The 14,751-nt window shown below is 66.7% G+C and carries 16 protein-coding genes; 6 read left to right on the forward strand and 10 right to left on the reverse strand.

Features of this window, described 5'->3' with window-relative positions; translation table 11 throughout:
• Nucleotides 1-120: 120 nt before the first annotated feature.
• Entirely contained in the window at nt 121-1,116 is a 996-nt protein-coding gene (locus FYK34_RS04290) for a sulfate ABC transporter substrate-binding protein (RefSeq protein ID WP_269203861.1), read from the reverse strand.
• Between the two features lie 209 nt (nt 1,117-1,325).
• Here FYK34_RS04290 and FYK34_RS04295 point away from each other — a divergent pair, with 209 nt between their 5' ends.
• Genes FYK34_RS04295 through FYK34_RS04305 form a run of 3 tightly spaced genes read left to right on the forward strand, consistent with a single transcriptional unit; the run spans nt 1,326 to nt 3,420 of the window.
• The gene (locus FYK34_RS04295; protein ID WP_149295217.1) at nt 1,326-2,201 is read left to right on the forward strand and encodes an EAL domain-containing protein; all 876 of its coding nucleotides are present in this window, start codon (nt 1,326-1,328) and stop codon (nt 2,199-2,201) included.
• A 40-nt stretch (nt 2,202-2,241) separates the two neighbouring features.
• The gene (locus FYK34_RS04300) at nt 2,242-2,442 is read left to right on the forward strand and encodes a hypothetical protein (RefSeq protein ID WP_149295218.1); all 201 of its coding nucleotides are present in this window, start codon (nt 2,242-2,244) and stop codon (nt 2,440-2,442) included.
• Nucleotides 2,443-3,420: a GNAT family N-acetyltransferase gene (locus tag FYK34_RS04305; protein ID WP_149295219.1), complete on the forward strand. Its 978-nt coding sequence runs from the start codon at nt 2,443-2,445 to the stop codon at nt 3,418-3,420.
• Between the two features lie 24 nt (nt 3,421-3,444).
• Here FYK34_RS04305 and FYK34_RS04310 read toward each other — a convergent pair whose 3' ends face one another.
• The 7 genes from FYK34_RS04310 to phnG are packed head-to-tail and all read right to left on the reverse strand — an operon-like array spanning nt 3,445 to nt 8,996.
• Entirely contained in the window at nt 3,445-4,587 is a 1,143-nt protein-coding gene (locus FYK34_RS04310; RefSeq protein ID WP_149295220.1) for an alpha-D-ribose 1-methylphosphonate 5-triphosphate diphosphatase, read from the reverse strand.
• On the reverse strand, nt 4,584-5,291 hold the full coding sequence (gene phnL, locus FYK34_RS04315) for a phosphonate C-P lyase system protein PhnL (RefSeq protein WP_149295221.1): 708 nt from the start codon (nt 5,289-5,291) through the stop codon (nt 4,584-4,586). The genes FYK34_RS04310 and phnL overlap by 4 nt, the downstream gene beginning before the upstream one ends.
• Nucleotides 5,292-5,295: 4 nt before the next feature.
• Nucleotides 5,296-6,069 carry a phosphonate C-P lyase system protein PhnK gene (gene phnK / locus FYK34_RS04320; protein WP_149295222.1) on the reverse strand — a complete coding sequence of 258 codons (774 nt, stop codon included), beginning with the start codon at nt 6,067-6,069 and terminating at the stop codon, nt 5,296-5,298.
• Nucleotides 6,066-6,908, reverse strand: a complete 843-nt coding sequence (locus FYK34_RS04325) for an alpha-D-ribose 1-methylphosphonate 5-phosphate C-P-lyase PhnJ (protein ID WP_149295223.1) — start codon at nt 6,906-6,908, stop codon at nt 6,066-6,068. The genes phnK and FYK34_RS04325 overlap by 4 nt, the downstream gene beginning before the upstream one ends.
• Nucleotides 6,901-7,986, reverse strand: coding sequence for a carbon-phosphorus lyase complex subunit PhnI (locus FYK34_RS04330; protein ID WP_149295224.1), 1,086 nt, complete (start codon nt 7,984-7,986; stop codon nt 6,901-6,903). The genes FYK34_RS04325 and FYK34_RS04330 overlap by 8 nt, the downstream gene beginning before the upstream one ends.
• Nucleotides 7,987-8,559, reverse strand: a complete 573-nt coding sequence (gene phnH / locus FYK34_RS04335) for a phosphonate C-P lyase system protein PhnH (protein ID WP_168209643.1) — start codon at nt 8,557-8,559, stop codon at nt 7,987-7,989.
• Nucleotides 8,560-8,561: 2 nt separating this feature from the next.
• Nucleotides 8,562-8,996 carry a phosphonate C-P lyase system protein PhnG gene (phnG, locus tag FYK34_RS04340; protein ID WP_149295226.1) on the reverse strand — a complete coding sequence of 145 codons (435 nt, stop codon included), beginning with the start codon at nt 8,994-8,996 and terminating at the stop codon, nt 8,562-8,564.
• 484 nt (nt 8,997-9,480) lie between these two features.
• On the opposite strand from phnG, the gene phnF reads away from it, so the two are divergent.
• Genes phnF through phnN form a run of 3 tightly spaced genes read left to right on the forward strand, consistent with a single transcriptional unit; the run spans nt 9,481 to nt 11,484 of the window.
• Nucleotides 9,481-10,203: a phosphonate metabolism transcriptional regulator PhnF gene (gene phnF / locus FYK34_RS04345; protein WP_149295227.1), complete on the forward strand. Its 723-nt coding sequence runs from the start codon at nt 9,481-9,483 to the stop codon at nt 10,201-10,203.
• Complete coding sequence (locus tag FYK34_RS04350; protein ID WP_149295228.1) at nt 10,200-10,898, forward strand: DUF1045 domain-containing protein; 699 nt, start codon at nt 10,200-10,202, stop codon at nt 10,896-10,898. The genes phnF and FYK34_RS04350 overlap by 4 nt, the downstream gene beginning before the upstream one ends.
• Nucleotides 10,888-11,484: a phosphonate metabolism protein/1,5-bisphosphokinase (PRPP-forming) PhnN gene (gene phnN / locus FYK34_RS04355; RefSeq protein WP_149295229.1), complete on the forward strand. Its 597-nt coding sequence runs from the start codon at nt 10,888-10,890 to the stop codon at nt 11,482-11,484. Before FYK34_RS04350 ends, phnN begins: the two co-directional genes overlap by 11 nt.
• Here the strand turns inward: phnN and FYK34_RS04360 are convergent.
• Both FYK34_RS04360 and FYK34_RS04365 read right to left on the reverse strand, forming a co-directional pair.
• Nucleotides 11,435-13,069 (reverse strand): methyl-accepting chemotaxis protein, encoded by a 1,635-nt coding sequence (locus FYK34_RS04360; RefSeq protein WP_149295230.1) that lies wholly within the window; start codon nt 13,067-13,069, stop codon nt 11,435-11,437. The two genes, phnN and FYK34_RS04360, sit on opposite strands and share 50 nt — an antisense overlap.
• Before the next feature lie 73 nt (nt 13,070-13,142).
• On the reverse strand, nt 13,143-14,750 hold the full coding sequence (locus FYK34_RS04365; RefSeq protein WP_149295231.1) for a GGDEF domain-containing protein: 1,608 nt from the start codon (nt 14,748-14,750) through the stop codon (nt 13,143-13,145).
• Between the last annotated feature and the right edge of the window lies 1 nt (nt 14,751).

The raw sequence follows: 14,751 nt of genomic DNA on the forward strand, positions 1-14,751 counted from the left end.
CTCGAACAAGCAGCCGCTTAAAACCCCGGGTCTGCCGCCCGGCGGCAGGCTTGCAGGGGATTGGGCGCGTCGATTACGTGCTTGTTTCTCGCAAAATTATTCAGCTCCAAGAAATGTACCTTAGCGCGCCACAATCTGGTCGAACACCCCGCCGTCGGCGAAGTGGGTTTTCTGCGCCTTCTGCCAGCCGCCGAAGGTCTGGTCTATGGTGAACAGCTTCACCTTGCTGAACTGGCCGGCGTACTTAGCCGCCACCTTGGCGTCGCGCGGGCGGTAGTAGTGCTTGGCCGCCAGCTCCTGGCCTTCCGGGCTGTACAGGTAGTGCAGATAGGCTTCGGCCGCCTTGCGGGTGCCGCGCTTGTCTACGACCTTGTCCACCACGCTGACCGGCGGCTCGGCCAGGATGGAGACGGACGGGGTGACGATGTCGAACTTGTCCGGCCCCAGCTCCTTGGTGGCGAGGAAGGCCTCGTTCTCCCACGACAGCAGCACGTCGCCGATGCCGCGCTGGGTGAAGGTGATCAGCGAGCCGCGCGCGCCGGAGTCCAGCACCTTGACGTTGCCGTACAGCTTTTTGACGAAGTCCTTGGCCTTGGCGTCGTTGCCGCCGGGCTGCTTCAGCGCGTAGCCCCAGGCCGCCAGGTAGTTCCAGCGGGCGCCGCCGCCGGTCTTAGGGTTCGGCGTCACCACTTCCACGCCGGGCTTGGCCAGATCGTTCCAGTCCTGGATGCGCTTGGGATTGCCCTTGCGCACCAGGAACACGATGGTGGACGAGTAGGGCGACGCGTTGCGGGGCAGCCGCTGCTGCCAGTTGGGCGCGATGGACTTGGCCTGGCTGGAGATCTCATCGATGTCGTAGGCCAGCGCCAGCGTCACCACGTCGGCGTCCAGGCCGTCTATCACCGAGCGCGCCTGTTTGCCGGAGCCGCCGTGCGACTGCTTGACGGTGACGGTTTCGCCGGTCTTGGCCTTCCAGTATTTGGCGAAGGCGGCGTTGTAGTCCTGGTAGAACTCGCGGGTCGGATCGTAGGAGACGTTGAGCAAGGTGACGTCGGCGAAGGCGGAGGTGCTGCCAGCGAGTAGCAGGGCGATGGCGAGGCGGTGCAGTGGGCGCATGATGCTTTCCATGGTGATTTTTTGAGTGGCGGCAGTCACTGTAGGCGGCGAGGGGATGTTGCCGGAAGCAAGAAATTCAGCAAACGATATGCAAAAGATGGCAAAAGCCGTCATTTCTAGAAAGTCGATAGGCTTATCGGCAAATCGTATATGACCTTGTCACGCCCGGGGCTATAGTGGCGCCAGTTTTCAGCAACCGGGTTTCACTCATGAAACGATTCAAGCCCGCCAAGGCGCTTCCAGCCGGCTTCACGCCCGCCATGCTGGCCGCTGGCCAGCGATTGCTGCAAGCGGAAGGCGTGCAGATCAAGCTGCAGTGGAACGAGCAGGAAGTTTTCGCCAGCTTCGACGGCTGGTGGCTGTGCAGCGGCTTCATCCCGCAGGCTAGGGTGCGCGACGATCGCTGCCAGTTGCTGCAGTACGCGGCGCGGCTGCGCATCTATGGCCAGTTTGGCCAGGTTTTGCCCGCCAATTGGCTGTTCGCGATGAATTACGGCGAAAGCAAGGCGGTGGCGTTGCTCAAGCTGATCCGCGTATTGCATGTGCTCAACCATCTGGGACGCAACGGCCGCCATCTGCCGCTGCGGATAGACGTCGACCCGCGCCTCTGCCACGCCTACAGCGACCGCATCGTCGATTTCACCTCAAGGCTGCTGGATGCGCTGGAGTTTCCGGCGCATCAGGCGCAGATGCTGCTGTTGCTGGACGAGCGCACCGCTGAGCTTGGGCTGTCGCTGCTGCGGCGCTACCGCCAGCACGGCCACAGGCTGGCGCTGGGCGATTTCGGCGCCGGCGCCCAGGATTTGCTGCGCTTGTGGCGGCTGGAGCCGGACGGCCTGGCGCTGGCGCCGGGTTTCATGGGCCGCGCCATCATGTACCCGCGCGTGCGCGACCAATTGTTGGCGTTGATGCCGCAACTGGCGAGGCAGGGTTTCGCATTGGCCGTCGACGATATCGTCTGCGACAACATGCTGGCGGTGGCCAGGCGGATGCAAGCGGATTACGGCTCTGGTCCGCTGCTGTCGGAAAGGCTGAAGCGGCAGCGAGCCGAACGCGAACTGGATGGTTATGACATTGCCTGTTAGGATTTTGGCATGTTTCCATTTTGTTTAGGAGGGAGAGGCAATGAAGCATTTGGCATGGGCAATGATGTGCGCGCTGGGCCTGTCGGCCTGCGTGATCGGCAATGCTGACAGTTACCGCGACGCGGCGCAGTTGCAGCGCATGACGGACCAGGCGGTCAAAACCTGCGGCCAGGGCAGGGTCAAGGCGGTGAGCTACAGCAACTTCAGCTGCGCGGTCGGCGATGCGCAGGAAACAAAATAAATGCAGGCATGCGATCAAAACGGATCGCTGACGCTCCGTTTATTGGGCGCGAGCGACGCCGCGGCTTATCAGGCCATACGCGTGGCCGCCGCCACGCATGATCCGGCGGCCATGCACGCCAGCGCGGAAGAGGTCGCCGCGCTGAGCCTGGAAGCCATCCGGCAGCAGATCGAACCCAGCGACACGCAGAAGGTGCTGGGCATGTTCCGCGGGGGCGAATTGATCGCCGTCGCCGCTTTGCGGCGCGAAACGCGGGCCAGGGCCCGCCATCGCGCCATGGTGCAGGGCGTGTTCACCCGGCCGGAGCATCGCGGCAAGGGAATCGCGCGCCGCTTGCTGCTGGCGGCGCTGGACGAGGCGGGCCGCATGCCGGGGCTGCTGTTGCTGGAGCTGGCGGTGCATGCGCAAAACGCGCCGGCCAAGGCCTTGTATCAATCCTTAGGATTCCGCCGCGCAGGTTTCTTGCCCGGCTCGCTGATGCTGGATGGCCGGCTGCTGGACGAGGAGTTGATGCAGCGTCCGCTGGCGGCGGCTCCCGCCCCGCTTGAAGCGGCCGCCCTGCCGGAGCCGGACGATTACGAGCTGATCGAGGCGACGCCCGCTGTCGCCGACTACCGCCGCTTGCGCGCGGAATCCGGCCTCAGCCCCAAGACCGAAGAGGCGGCCCGCCGAGGGCTGGCCGGCACTTTGTTCGCGGCGCAGCTGCTGCATGACGGCGAGGTCGTGGGCATGGGGCGGGTCATAGGCGATGGCGGCAGTTTCTACCAAGTGGTGGACATCGCCGTGCTGCCGGCGCACCAGGGCAGGGGACTGGGCAAGCGCATCATGGCGGCGATACGCGGCTATATCGACCGTGAGCTGCCCGTCAGCGCCTACGTCAGCCTGATCGCCGACGGCGACGCCAGGCATCTGTACGCCCAGTTCGGCTTCGAACCCACCGCGCCGCGCTCTGAGGGCATGGCGCTGTTCAAACGTTGATTCCGGATGGGGCCGCGGCCCGCATCAGAACACCCTCAGACCGGCATTCCATACCTTTTGCACCAGCGGCACATCGCCGCGCGCCGTCATGGCCACCAGATCGGCGCGCTGGCCGACGGCGATGCTTCCGCGGTCGGCGAGGCCCACCGCGCGCGCCGGATTCAGGCTGACGGCGGCGACGGCGCGCGGCAGGCTCCAGCCCGCCTGCGCGTGCAGCAGCCAGGCGGCGTGCAGCAGGCTGGCCGGCACGTAGTCGGACGACAGGATGTCCAGCAAGTCATGGCGGGCCAGCTCTAGCGCCGCCACATTGCCGGAGTGGGAGCCGCCGCGCACCACATTGGGCGCGCCCATCACGGTGGCGAGGCCATGCCGCCTGGCGGCCGCCGCCGCTTCCAGCGTGGTGGGGAATTCCGAGATCGCCACGCCGTCGCGCAGCGCTTCCGCGATGTGCGCCTCTTCGGTATCGTCGTGGCTGGCCAGCGCGATGCCGCGCGCCTGGGCCAGCTCCACCACCGCCTGCTTGTGGCGGCCGGCGTATTGCGCCTGCTTGGCCTTGCGTTCTTCGACGGCGGCCAGGAAGGTGTCTTGGTTCCAGCTGACTTTCTTCTTGCCGTAGTACTTCTTGTATTGCTCCAGGTCGCGGTATTGGCGCTGGCCCGGCGTGTGATCCATCACCGATACCAGCTTCACCGCCGGGTGGGCGATCAGCGGCTCCAGTTTGGCCAGCAGCCCCGGATAGGCCAGCTCGCAGCGCAGGTGGAACAGGTGGTCGGCGCGCAGCGCGTCCTCGTCCATGCCCTGGTTGATGGCGGCGAATGCGCTGTGCAGCGTGTCCAGCCGCACGCTGTCGCCCTCCAGATCGCCCACCGACAGCGCGTCCAGCACGGTGGTGATGCCGGCGGCCACGCATTGGGCGTCGTGAGTAATCACCGCGGGCAGAGCGGGCCACAGCACGCCGTTGCGCGGCATCAGGTGTTTTTCCAGATTGTCGGTGTGGATTTCCACCAGTCCGGGCAGCAGCAGCGCGCTGGCCAGGTTTTCGCCTTCGGTCAGCGGCTGCTCGTGGATGGCGGCGATCAGGCCGGTCTCGATGTCTATTTGAAGCGCGCCGTTTTCGATGACGCGGTCGGCCAGCACGATGCGGGCGTGGTTCAGAATCTGTTTCATGCTGCGGTTTCCGTGTGTTGCGCCAGCGGGACCTGGAACACGCGGCTGGCGATGGCGTCGCGGGTGGGCGCGTCGTGGAAGATGCCGATTAAGGCCGCGCCGCGGGCCAGCGCCTCGCGCATCAGCTGCACCACCACGTCGCGGTTGGCGGCGTCGAGGGATGCTGTCGGCTCGTCCAGCAGCAGGATGGGGCGCGGCGCGATCATGCCGCGCGCGATGTTGACGCGCTGCTGCTCGCCGCCGGAGAAGGTGGCCGGCGGCAGGCTCCACAGCCGTTCGGCGATGTTCAGCCGCGCCAGCCATTCGCCGGCCGCCAGCCGCGCCTCGGCGTCGGCGGCGCCCCATTCGCGCAGCGGTTCGGCGACGATGTCCAGCGCCGACACCCGCGGGATCACCCGCAGAAACTGGCTGACATAACCCAGCGTGTGGCGGCGCACGGCGGCGATTTCATGCGGCAGCGCGCGGGCCATGTCCAGCCATGCGCCCTGGTGGAAGACGCCGATGCGGCCGCCATCGACCAGATAGTTGGCGTACAGCGCCTTCAAGAGCGTGCTCTTGCCGGCGCCGGACGGGCCGGACAGCGCCACGCATTCGCCGGCGGCCGCCTGCAGCGAAACATCGGTCAGCACCGGCAGCCGCAGCCCGCCCTGCTGGTGCAGGGTGAAGGTCTTGCTCAGGTTTTGCGCGTCTATCAATAGATTCATGATTTCAGGCCTGCAGGATGGAAGACACCAGAAGCTGGCTGTACGGGTGTTGCGGGTCGTCGAGGATCTGATCGGTGAGGCCGGCCTCCACCACGCGGCCTTTTTGCATCACCAGGGTGCGCTGAGCCAATAGCCGCGCCACGCCCAGATCATGCGTCACCATGATGACGGCGATGCCGGCGTCGCGCACCAGGCGGCGGGTGAGGTCGAGAAAGCGCGCCTGAACCGACACGTCCAGGCCGCCGGTGGGCTCGTCCATGAATACCAGCCGCGGCTGCGTGACCAGATTGCGGGCGATCTGCAGCCGCTGCTGCATGCCGCCGGAAAAGGCGGACGGCTTGTCGTCCAGCCGCGCGCGGTCTATCTCCACCTTTTCCAGCCAATCGCCGGCGGTCTGCCGCAGCCGGCCGTAGTGGCGTTCTCCCAGCGCCATCAGCCGCTCGCTGACGTTGGCGCCGGCGGAGACGCCCATGCGCAGGCCTTCGCGGGCGTGCTGGGTGACGAAGCCCCATTCGCTGCGCGCCAGGCGGCGCCGTTCGGCTTCCGGTAGGTGGGTCAGCTCGTGCGCCGCGCCGTCGCGGTCGGCGAAGCGCACGCTGCCGGCGTCCGCGGCCAGGCGGCCGGCCAGGGTGGACAGCAGCGTGGACTTGCCGGAGCCGGATTCGCCGACGATGCACAGCACCTCGCCCGGATACAGCTGGAAATTCACGTCGAAGCAGCCCTGGCCATTGCCGTAGTCCTTGCTCAGCCCGCTCACGGTAAGAATGGGCGCCATCATGCTTGTTTCTCCCGCTGGCAGTAGTCGGTGTCCGAACAGACGAATAGCCGGCTGCCGGCGTCGTCGGTGACGATTTCATCCAGATAGCTCACGCGCGAACCGCACAGCGCGCAGCCTTGCTCCCAGCTTTGGGCCGTAAACGGATGATCGTCGAAGGCCAGGCTTTCCACCTTGGTGTAGGGCGGAATCGCGTACAGCCGCTTCTCGCGGCCGGCGCCGAACAATAGCAGCGCCGGGTTCATGTCCAGCTTGGGATTGTCAAATTTCGGAATCGGAGACGGCGAAGCCAGGTAGCGGCCATTCACCATCACCGGGTAGTCGTAGCTGGCGGCGATGTGGCCGAAGCGGGCGATGTCTTCGTACAGCTTGACGTGCATCAGGCCGTATTCCTGGTGCGCGTGCAGCTTGCGCGTTTCCACCTCGCTGGCTTCCAGCGTGCGCAGCGGTTCCGGCTCCGGCACCTGAAAGATCATGATCTGGCCGGGCTGCAGCGGTGTTTCCGGGATGCGGTGACGGGTCTGGATCAGCGTCGCGTCGCGGGTGGCCGTGGTGGTGGCCACGCCCGCCACGCGGCCGAAGAAGCGGCGGATGTTGACGGCGTTGGTGGTGTCGTCGGCGCCCTGGTCGATGACTTTCAGCACGTCGTCGCGGCCGATCACGCTGGCGGTCACCTGGATGCCGCCGGTGCCCCAGCCGTAGGGCAGCGGCATTTCGCGGCTGCCGAACGGCACCTGGTAGCCGGGTATCGCCACCGCTTTGAGCAGGCCGCGGCGCAGCATGCGCTTGGTGTTCTCGTCGAGGAAGCCGAAGTTGTAGCGGTCGTTGCGGGAATCAGTCATCGGCCTTCTCCTGGTCGGCGGCGGCGCGCAGCTGGCGGATCAGCGCCAGCTCGGCCTGGAAGTCCACGTAATGCGGCAGTTTCAGGTGCTGGACGAAGCCGGAGGCTTCGACATTGTCGCTGTGATACAGCACGAATTCGCCTTGCTGCGCCGGCGCGTGGGCGGTTTCGCCCAGCTCCTCGGCGCGCAGGCTGCGGTCCACCAGCGCCATCGCCATCGCCTTGCGCTCGGCCTCGCCGAAGCTCAGGCCGTAGCCGCGGGTGAACTGCGGCGGCGCGGTCTTGCTGCCGGCGAACTGGTTGATCATCTGGCATTCGGTCAGCGTGATCTCGCCGATGTCGATCTCGAAGCCCAGCTCTTCCGGGCACACCATCACGCTGACCTCGCCCATGCGGATTTCGCCGGCAAACGGGTGGCTCTCGGCGTAGCCGCGCTGGGTGGAGTAGGCCAGGCCCAACAGCCAGCCTTCGTCGCCGCGGGCCAGGTTCTGCAGCCGCGCCGGGCGGCTGGCGGGGAACATCAGCGGCTCGCGGGTCAGGTCCACCGGCTCCGGATCGCCCTCGGGCGGCAGGTCGGCTTCGATCAAGCCTTCGCGGTCCAGCAGCTGCAGCACGCCGGGCAGCATGTCCGGCAGCGGCGCGGCGGCTTGTTCCGGTTCGACTTTTTGCGAGGTCTCCATCAGGCTGAAATCCAGCAGGCGCTGGGTGTAGTCGGCGGTGGGGCCGAGGATCTGGCCGCCCGGCACGTCCTTGAAGGTGCCGGACACGCGGCGGCGCACCCGCATCGCGGCGGTGTTGAGCGGCAGGCTCTGGCCGAAGCGCGGCAGCGTGGTGCGGAAGGCGCGCAGCAGGAACACGGCCTCGATGCTGTCGCCGCTGGCCTGCTTCAACGCCAACGCGGCCAATTCCTCATCGTACAACGAGCCTTCCTGCATCACGCGGGCCACGGCCAGGCGCAGCTGTTGGCGGATTTGGGCGATGGTCAGCTCCGGCGCGGCCTCGTCGCCGCGGCGCGCGGCGGCCAGCAGGTTCCAGGAGCGGGCGATGGCGGTTTCCCCGCCTTTCACGGCTACGTACATTCAACCCTCCCGGATGCGGGCGCTGCGCGGCAGCCCGGCGATGTGGGTGTTGGCAATCAGCACGGCGTCCACGCCCAGCGGAAAGCGGGCGTGATTGCGCTGCCATTCGCGCCAGAAGCCTTTAGGCAGGCCGGCGGCGCCGAAGTGGCGCGGCGCGGCGAAGCCGGGGCCGCCGCCTTCCACCTGGTCCGCGCCGAAATCATCCACTTCGATCAACAGCGTGGCCGAGCGGTCCGGGTATTCGGCGCTGCCGGCTTTCAGGCTCATGATATCTGGCAGCGGCATGCCGGCGGCGATGACGATGAAGTCCGCTTGTTCCGGCAGATCGGTCATGCGCATGCCGGTGTGGAAGCGCAGGCTGGAAATGGTTTCATCGGGCAGCGCCGGCAGCCAGACGCTCACGCCCTGGTCTGCCAGCGTGTAAAGCAAAGCTGCGGTGCCGGCCTGGAGACCGGGCAGGGCCGGCGGCAACACCGGCAGCGCGCGTGGCAGCAAGGGTTCTGCCATCGCGGACAGAACCGCGCGGAACGTTTGCTGGGCGTCATCCACCGGCTGGGAAAAAGCGCTGCGCATGGTCATTCCCCCCGCAGCATGGTGAAGAATTCGACCTTGCTGGCGGCGGCTTCGCGCGAACGGGCGGCGCGGCGCTCGGCCAGCTCGCTTTCCAGCGGCGCAATCCAGGCCTTCATCAGTTCGCCATGGCGGGCCGGGTCTTGCAGCAGCGCGTCGGCCTGGGCGATCAGCTCGGCATGGCGGCCGTCGGTGCCGCGCACCCAGCCGTGGCCGATATGATCGCCTATCTGGCAGCTGGCGCGGCTGACGCTGATTTCGCCCAGGTTGAAACGGGCGCCGCTGCCGCCGCTGCGGCCTTGCAGCATCATCAGGCCGGTTTCGGCGCGGCGCAGCCAGCGCGTCTCGGCGGGCAGATCCGGCGGCAGCAGGGCCTGCAGCCGTTCGATGGGGCTGTTGGCCAGCGCGGAAAGCCAGCGCTGTCGGGTGGAGGTGTCCATCGTGTGCCTCATGGTTCAAGAAATATTCATATAAACGTATAGACGTATGCATGATAATGGCGGGCAACGATGGCTTAACAGCATGCGGCGATGAAGGTTTTGTGACGTTTTCAAGGCGGGCGCAGACGATTGCTTTAGCGCTGCGGTGATCAACATGTTTTTTGAATCCGCTGCGCGGATGATGCTTTTCATAGCCGGGGCTGCCCGGCGGGCAGGGAGGGGATATTTGTGTGGCCAAATATCCCCCCCACCCCTAAAAGCCACCCTGCAAGCCTGGCCTGCGGCTTCCCGTCGGGTCTCGCCAGGCCCGAGGCGCGGCTGAACTCGCGATTTGCTAACGTCAAATCGCTCAAACAGGCAGCCGCTTAAAACCTCGGGCCTGCCACCCGATGGCAGGCTTGAAGGGATCTGGGCGCGTCGGCCCCGTGTTTGCTATTTGCAGATCCAGGCGAAAACGTCGTTTAAGAAACGCGAAAGGATAGGAATGATAGAGAGAGGCTCCGGCGTCGCCGTGTGGCGGCAGATCGAGGAGGCATTGGCGGCCGACATCGCAGGCGGCGCCTTGCAGGCGGGCCAGCAGCTGCCCACCGAGCTGCAGCTGGCGGACCGGTTCGGCGTCAACCGCCACACCATACGCCGCGCGGTGGCCACGCTGGTGGAGCGCGGCCTGCTGAGGGTGGAGCAGGGGCGCGGCACCTTCGTGCAGGACAATGCGATCGACTACGCCATCAGCAAGCGCACGCGCTTTTCGCAGAACATGGCCAAGCAGAACCTCAGCTCCGATGTGGACATTTTGAACAGCGACACGGTGCCGGCCAACGCCGAGCTGGCGGAGCTGTTGCAGCTGGCCGTGGGCGATACGCTGTTCCGCATCAAGACCCTGAGCAAGGTAGAGGGACGGGTGGTGGATTACGCGACCCTGTTCTTTCCCGCTTCCCGGCTCCCAGGCTTGCCGGAAGCCTATCTGCGACACCGCTCGGTGACGCGCGCGCTGGCCGACTGCGGCGTGGCGGACTATACCCGCCGTTTCACCCGCGTCACCGCCCGGCTGCCGGATGCGGAGACGGTCGATTACCTGGGCATCCCCAAAAACCGGCCGGTGCTGCATGTGAAGTCCTTGAACGTCGATGCAGCCGGCGCGCCGGTGCAGTACGGCGTCACCTGCTTCAACGGCGACCTGGTGCAATTGGTGATGGAGCAGGAATGACGCGCTATGCCGTTTATTACGCCCCCCGACCGGATAGCGAGCTGTGGCGCGCCGGCTGCGAATGGCTGGGCATGGATGCCGTCAGCGGGGAGACGGCGGAACAACCTCCGCTGGATGGCATGGACGCGGAGACGCAAGCCGACCTGACCCGCGCAGCTGCCCGCTACGGCTGGCACGCCACCTTGAAGGCGCCGTTTGCGCTGCGGCCGGATGTCGATCAGGACGCTTTGCTTGGTGGAACGGCTGCGCTGGCTCAGACATTCCGGCCCTTCGCCTTGCCGCTGCAAGTGGACTGGCTGGGCGATTTCCTGGCCTTGCGGCCACAGAGGGTATCGCCTGAGCTGGACGAACTGGCCGCCGCCTGCGTGGCGACATTGGCGCCGCTGGCGGATCGCGCCGCGCCGTTGAAGGCCAGGGCCGGTTTGAATGACAGGCAGCAGGCTTTGTACCGGCGCTGGGGCTATCCCTATGTGTTCGAGCAGTTTCGCTTTCACATGACGCTCAGCGACAGCCTGGCTCGCGGTTCGCAAATGGCCGATGCGCTGGAGCAGGGCGCGCGGACACACTTTGCCGGACAATTGGGTGCGGTGGAGATCGCCGGCATCGCGCTGTTCCTTGAGCGCGAGCAGGACAGGCCGTTCCGCTATCTGGCCTACTGCGGTTTTGACGGCGAGGTGGCGCGTTATGACCGTTGAAACGGGAACGCTGTGGTATGTGATCGGCCCGTCCGGCGCGGGCAAGGACAGCCTGCTGGCTTACGCGAGGCAACGGCAGCCCGGCGGCGTGATGTTCGCCCACCGCTATATCACGCGGCCGGCCAATGCCGGCGGCGAGAACCACGTGGCGCTGAGCGCGGAGGAGTTTGACACCCGCGAGGCCAGCGGCTGCTTCGCGCTTTGTTGGCGGCGGCATGGCCTGGCTTACGGCCTGGGTGTGGAGGTGGATGTGTGGCTGGCGCAGGGCATGGATGTGGTGGTGAATGGCTCGCGCTCCAGCCTGGAGCTGGCGCAGTCGCATTTCCGCACGCTGCGGCCGCTGTGGATTACGGCCAGTCCGGAAGTGCTGGCCGCGCGATTGGCCGGCCGCGGCCGCGAGTCGGCGGAGGAGATTGCGCGGCGCCTGCGCGAGGCGGGCAGCTTCGCGCTGCCCCCTGGCTGCGAAGTGCTGTGGAACGACGGCGAGCTGGCGGAGGCCGGCGAACGTTTTCTGGCCTTGCTGTCGCGTCGCGAATTCAGCCATCCACCACGAAACGACGCATCTGGGCCTGCAGCGCGGCGCTGACTTCCTGCAGGCGGCCGCTGCCGTGACGGGCGTCCTGGCTGGCCTTGAGGCTCTCGTCGGCGGAGCGGGCGATTTCCGACACGCTGCCGGCAATGGCCTGGCTCTCCCGCACTTGCTCCGCGATGTCCGTCGCCAGCCGGTCCAGTTCGCCCACGGTGGCGGTGGCGCCCTGTTTCAGCTCGGTCAGCGGCGCCACGATTTCGCCTATCAGCGCCACGCCGCGCGCCATTTCCCGCTGGCCTTGCTCGATGCGCGCCATGGCGTCCGAGGTTTGCGCGTCCATGTCGCTGATGACCTGATTGACCTCGCGCGTGGCCTGGGCGGTGCGCGCGGCCAGGTTGCGCACCTCGTCCGCCACCACGGCGAAGCCGCGGCCCATTTCGCCGGCGCGGGCGGCTTCGATCGCCGCGTTCAGCGCCAGCATATTGGTTTGCTCGGCGATGTCGGTGACGGCTTCTATCATGTCGTGCATGGAGTTGGCGCGTTGGCGCAGCGCGTCCACCGATTCGGCGCTGCCGCGTATCTGGCCGGCGATCAGGCCGATCTCGCGCGAAGCGGTTTCGATCAGGCTTTGTCCGCGGTCAGCCAGTTGCGCCGCGCTGCGGGCCTGCTGCTGGGCCTGGCCGGCGGTGGCGGCCGCGCGGTCCAGCTTGGCTGAAAAGGCGCCGACCACGCCGTTGATCTGGTGGATTTCCGCCTGCTGCCGCTCCACGCCGCCGGCCACTTCGGCCGCGCTGCCGCGGGTGGCGGCGGCCGTGTCGGCCACGACATCGGCGCTGGCGCGCAGCTCCTTGACCAGCTGGGCCAGCCCCGATTGCATGGTTTCCATCTGGCGCAGCATCTGCGCCGTCTCGTCGCGGCCGTCGGCGCGGACCCGGCTGCGCAGGTCGCCGCGCGCCATCGCGCCCAGCACGGTGACGCTGTGCGCCAGCGGCCCGGTGATGCTGCGGGTCACGGCCCAGGCCAGCAACAGGCCGATCAGCACCGCGGCGGAGCTGAAAGCCAGCAGCAGGCCGCGCGTGGCGCCCATCAGCGACAGCACTTCGGCCATTTCCGCGTTCATATGGCTTTGCTGGGCGGCGGACAGTTCGGCGGTGGCGGCCAGCAGCGCCTGCAGCGCGGGACGGGTTTGGCTGCCGTATTGCTTGGCCAGCGCCGCCGGATCGTCCGCTTCCACCAGGTCAACGGTTTCGCCGAAGGCCTTGAGGTAGGCGGCGCGCAAGTCGGCCAGATTTTGCAGCGTACCGGCCTGCGCCGAGCGCCAGGGCAGTGCTTTCAGTTTCTGCAAGGCGTCGTTGGCCTTATGGTTGGCTTCGTCCATGGCGGCGTACAAGGGCACGCGTTGCGGTCGTTCCGGCGTGGCGACGATCTGCAGCAGCAGCAAGGCGGCGCTTTGCGAGTGGCGGTCCAGATCGGCTGCCGCCTGCTGTTTGCTGGCGTCTTCGTCGACGATGACGCGGGCGGCCTGCTCGATATGGGCCAGCCCGCTCCAGACGCTGGCGGAAATGGCCAGCAGGATGGCCAGCAGCACGGTGAAGGATACGGCCAGGCGCGGGCCAACCTTGATGGTCTGCAGTTGCCTCATGAAAGTGTCTCTCTTCTCGGAAAACCGTTGGTCGGGACGCGTTGCGGGTTATGACGCGCGGGCGCGCGCTTGTTTATAGCCTGATGGTTTCCTGGCCGCTGCGGCCAGTTTTTTTGACGCGGTACATCGCCTGGTCCGCCGTCTGCAGCAGCTGGTCCGGGGTGCTGTCGCCATTGCCGATGGCGATGCCGATGGATATGCCCAGGCGCAGCTTCAGCCTGTCCACCAGGAAGGGATCGGCGATGGCTTGCTGGCACTTGGCGGCGACCGTCCGCGCGACGTCTTCGACATCGTCTTCCAGATTGCCCAGCAACAGCACGAACTCATCGCCGCCCATGCGCGCCAGGGTGTCGGACTGGCGCGTGATGGCGCTTAGGCGCTGCGCGACCAGGCGGAGCACTTTGTCGCCCATTTCATGGCCGTGGCTGTCATTGATGAGCTTGAATCCATCCAGATCCATGAACAGCAGCGCCAGCGAGGACTGCTTGCGTTGCGCCTGGGCCAGCGTCATCTGCAGCCGGTCGGTCAGCAGCGACCGGTTGGGCAGGCCGGTCAAGGGGTCGTGGTGAGCCTGGTGCGCCAGTTCCAGATGGTGTTTGTCCAGTTTGCTCAGCAGGCGATTGAAGGCGCCGATCAAATGCCCCACCTCGTCGTTGCGCGGGATGGGCATAGGCTCCAGGGGGCGTTCGCCTCTCGTCATCTTGTCGGCATGGCTGGCGGCTTGAAACAGCGGGCGCAGCACCAGGTACATGCCCCCGCCTATGAACACGGCAAAGATGGTCAGGGCGATGACGGTGTTGCGCAGCGCCAGGCGCCTCAATCGGTTCAGCGTGCCGAAGGCATCCTCGCTGGGGAGGCGCGCGACCACGAACCAGCCGGCGCTGGGCACAGAGGCGACGCCGCTGATTTCCTCCTCGCCCTTGGCGTTGACGGTGGTGCCATAGCCGCGCCAGCCGCCCATGGCCTTGTCGTGCAGCCGATTCACGCCGGGCGCGGGCAGCGGCGTCAATATCATGCTGGGCTCGGAAGCGGAAACGAACTGGCGGTCGCGCGGGGAGATCAGCAGGAAGCTGTTGTGATTATCGCCGATGCGGGTGCGCTGCAGCAGATCGAGAAAGTTTGGCGCGCCCAGCGCGGTGAGGCCGGCCAGGACCGCCAGGACGCGGCCGTCAGCATTGCGAATGGGCGCGCCCATGGGCAGCACCGGCACGCCGGCGGCGCGTCCGATGATGGCGCGGCCGATGTAAGGCTGGCCGGCGAGGCCGGCGCGCACGTAGTCGCGGTCCCGGTCATCGGCGGCTAGCCGCGGGCCACGGGGCGGGTAGTCGGCTATGACCCTGCCGTCGCGGCCGAGCACAAGCATGCCGACGGAAAAAAACGGCTGGTAGTCGTAGCGTTCGCGCAGCCATTGGCGCAAGCGGTCCGGGTCATCCAGCAGCGTGGGCGGCAGGGCGCGCGCCAGGCCGTTCAACAGTGCCTGGCGCTGAGACACTTTCTGGTCGATGTCGCGGGCGACGTAGCTTGCCAGCGCCAGTTGCTGTTTGCCCACCACCTGGCTCAGGTCTTGGTACAGAAAATCGCCCAGCACGTAGTAGCGTACGACCACCCCCGCGGTGATGATCAGCAGGGTCAGAACCAGCAGGCGGGTGATGATGCTGTCGAATAGGCGTGGCAGGCTCATG

It is taken from the genome of Chromobacterium paludis (assembly GCF_008275125.1).
GTDB lineage: Bacteria > Pseudomonadota > Gammaproteobacteria > Burkholderiales > Chromobacteriaceae > Chromobacterium > Chromobacterium paludis.

Excerpts from the sequence above, each read along its gene's own strand:
- FYK34_RS04310 (WP_149295220.1), bottom strand. The coding sequence starts at position 4,587 with ATGAAACAGATTCTGAACCACGCCCGCATCGTGCTGGCCGACCGCGTC.
- FYK34_RS04360 (WP_149295230.1), bottom strand. The coding sequence starts at position 13,069 with ATGAGGCAACTGCAGACCATCAAGGTTGGCCCGCGCCTGGCCGTATCC.
- phnL (WP_149295221.1), bottom strand. The coding sequence starts at position 5,291 with ATGAATCTATTGATAGACGCGCAAAACCTGAGCAAGACCTTCACCCTG.
- phnH (WP_168209643.1), bottom strand. The coding sequence starts at position 8,559 with ATGCGCAGCGCTTTTTCCCAGCCGGTGGATGACGCCCAGCAAACGTTC.
- FYK34_RS04305 (WP_149295219.1), top strand. The coding sequence starts at position 2,443 with ATGCAGGCATGCGATCAAAACGGATCGCTGACGCTCCGTTTATTGGGC.
- FYK34_RS04365 (WP_149295231.1), bottom strand. The coding sequence starts at position 14,750 with ATGAGCCTGCCACGCCTATTCGACAGCATCATCACCCGCCTGCTGGTT.
- FYK34_RS04300 (WP_149295218.1), top strand. The coding sequence starts at position 2,242 with ATGAAGCATTTGGCATGGGCAATGATGTGCGCGCTGGGCCTGTCGGCC.
- FYK34_RS04290 (WP_269203861.1), bottom strand. The coding sequence starts at position 1,116 with ATGCGCCCACTGCACCGCCTCGCCATCGCCCTGCTACTCGCTGGCAGC.
- FYK34_RS04330 (WP_149295224.1), bottom strand. The coding sequence starts at position 7,986 with ATGTACGTAGCCGTGAAAGGCGGGGAAACCGCCATCGCCCGCTCCTGG.
- phnG (WP_149295226.1), bottom strand. The coding sequence starts at position 8,996 with ATGGACACCTCCACCCGACAGCGCTGGCTTTCCGCGCTGGCCAACAGC.
- FYK34_RS04350 (WP_149295228.1), top strand. The coding sequence starts at position 10,200 with ATGACGCGCTATGCCGTTTATTACGCCCCCCGACCGGATAGCGAGCTG.
- FYK34_RS04325 (WP_149295223.1), bottom strand. The coding sequence starts at position 6,908 with ATGACTGATTCCCGCAACGACCGCTACAACTTCGGCTTCCTCGACGAG.
- phnK (WP_149295222.1), bottom strand. The coding sequence starts at position 6,069 with ATGATGGCGCCCATTCTTACCGTGAGCGGGCTGAGCAAGGACTACGGC.
- FYK34_RS04295 (WP_149295217.1), top strand. The coding sequence starts at position 1,326 with ATGAAACGATTCAAGCCCGCCAAGGCGCTTCCAGCCGGCTTCACGCCC.
- phnF (WP_149295227.1), top strand. The coding sequence starts at position 9,481 with ATGATAGAGAGAGGCTCCGGCGTCGCCGTGTGGCGGCAGATCGAGGAG.
- phnN (WP_149295229.1), top strand. The coding sequence starts at position 10,888 with ATGACCGTTGAAACGGGAACGCTGTGGTATGTGATCGGCCCGTCCGGC.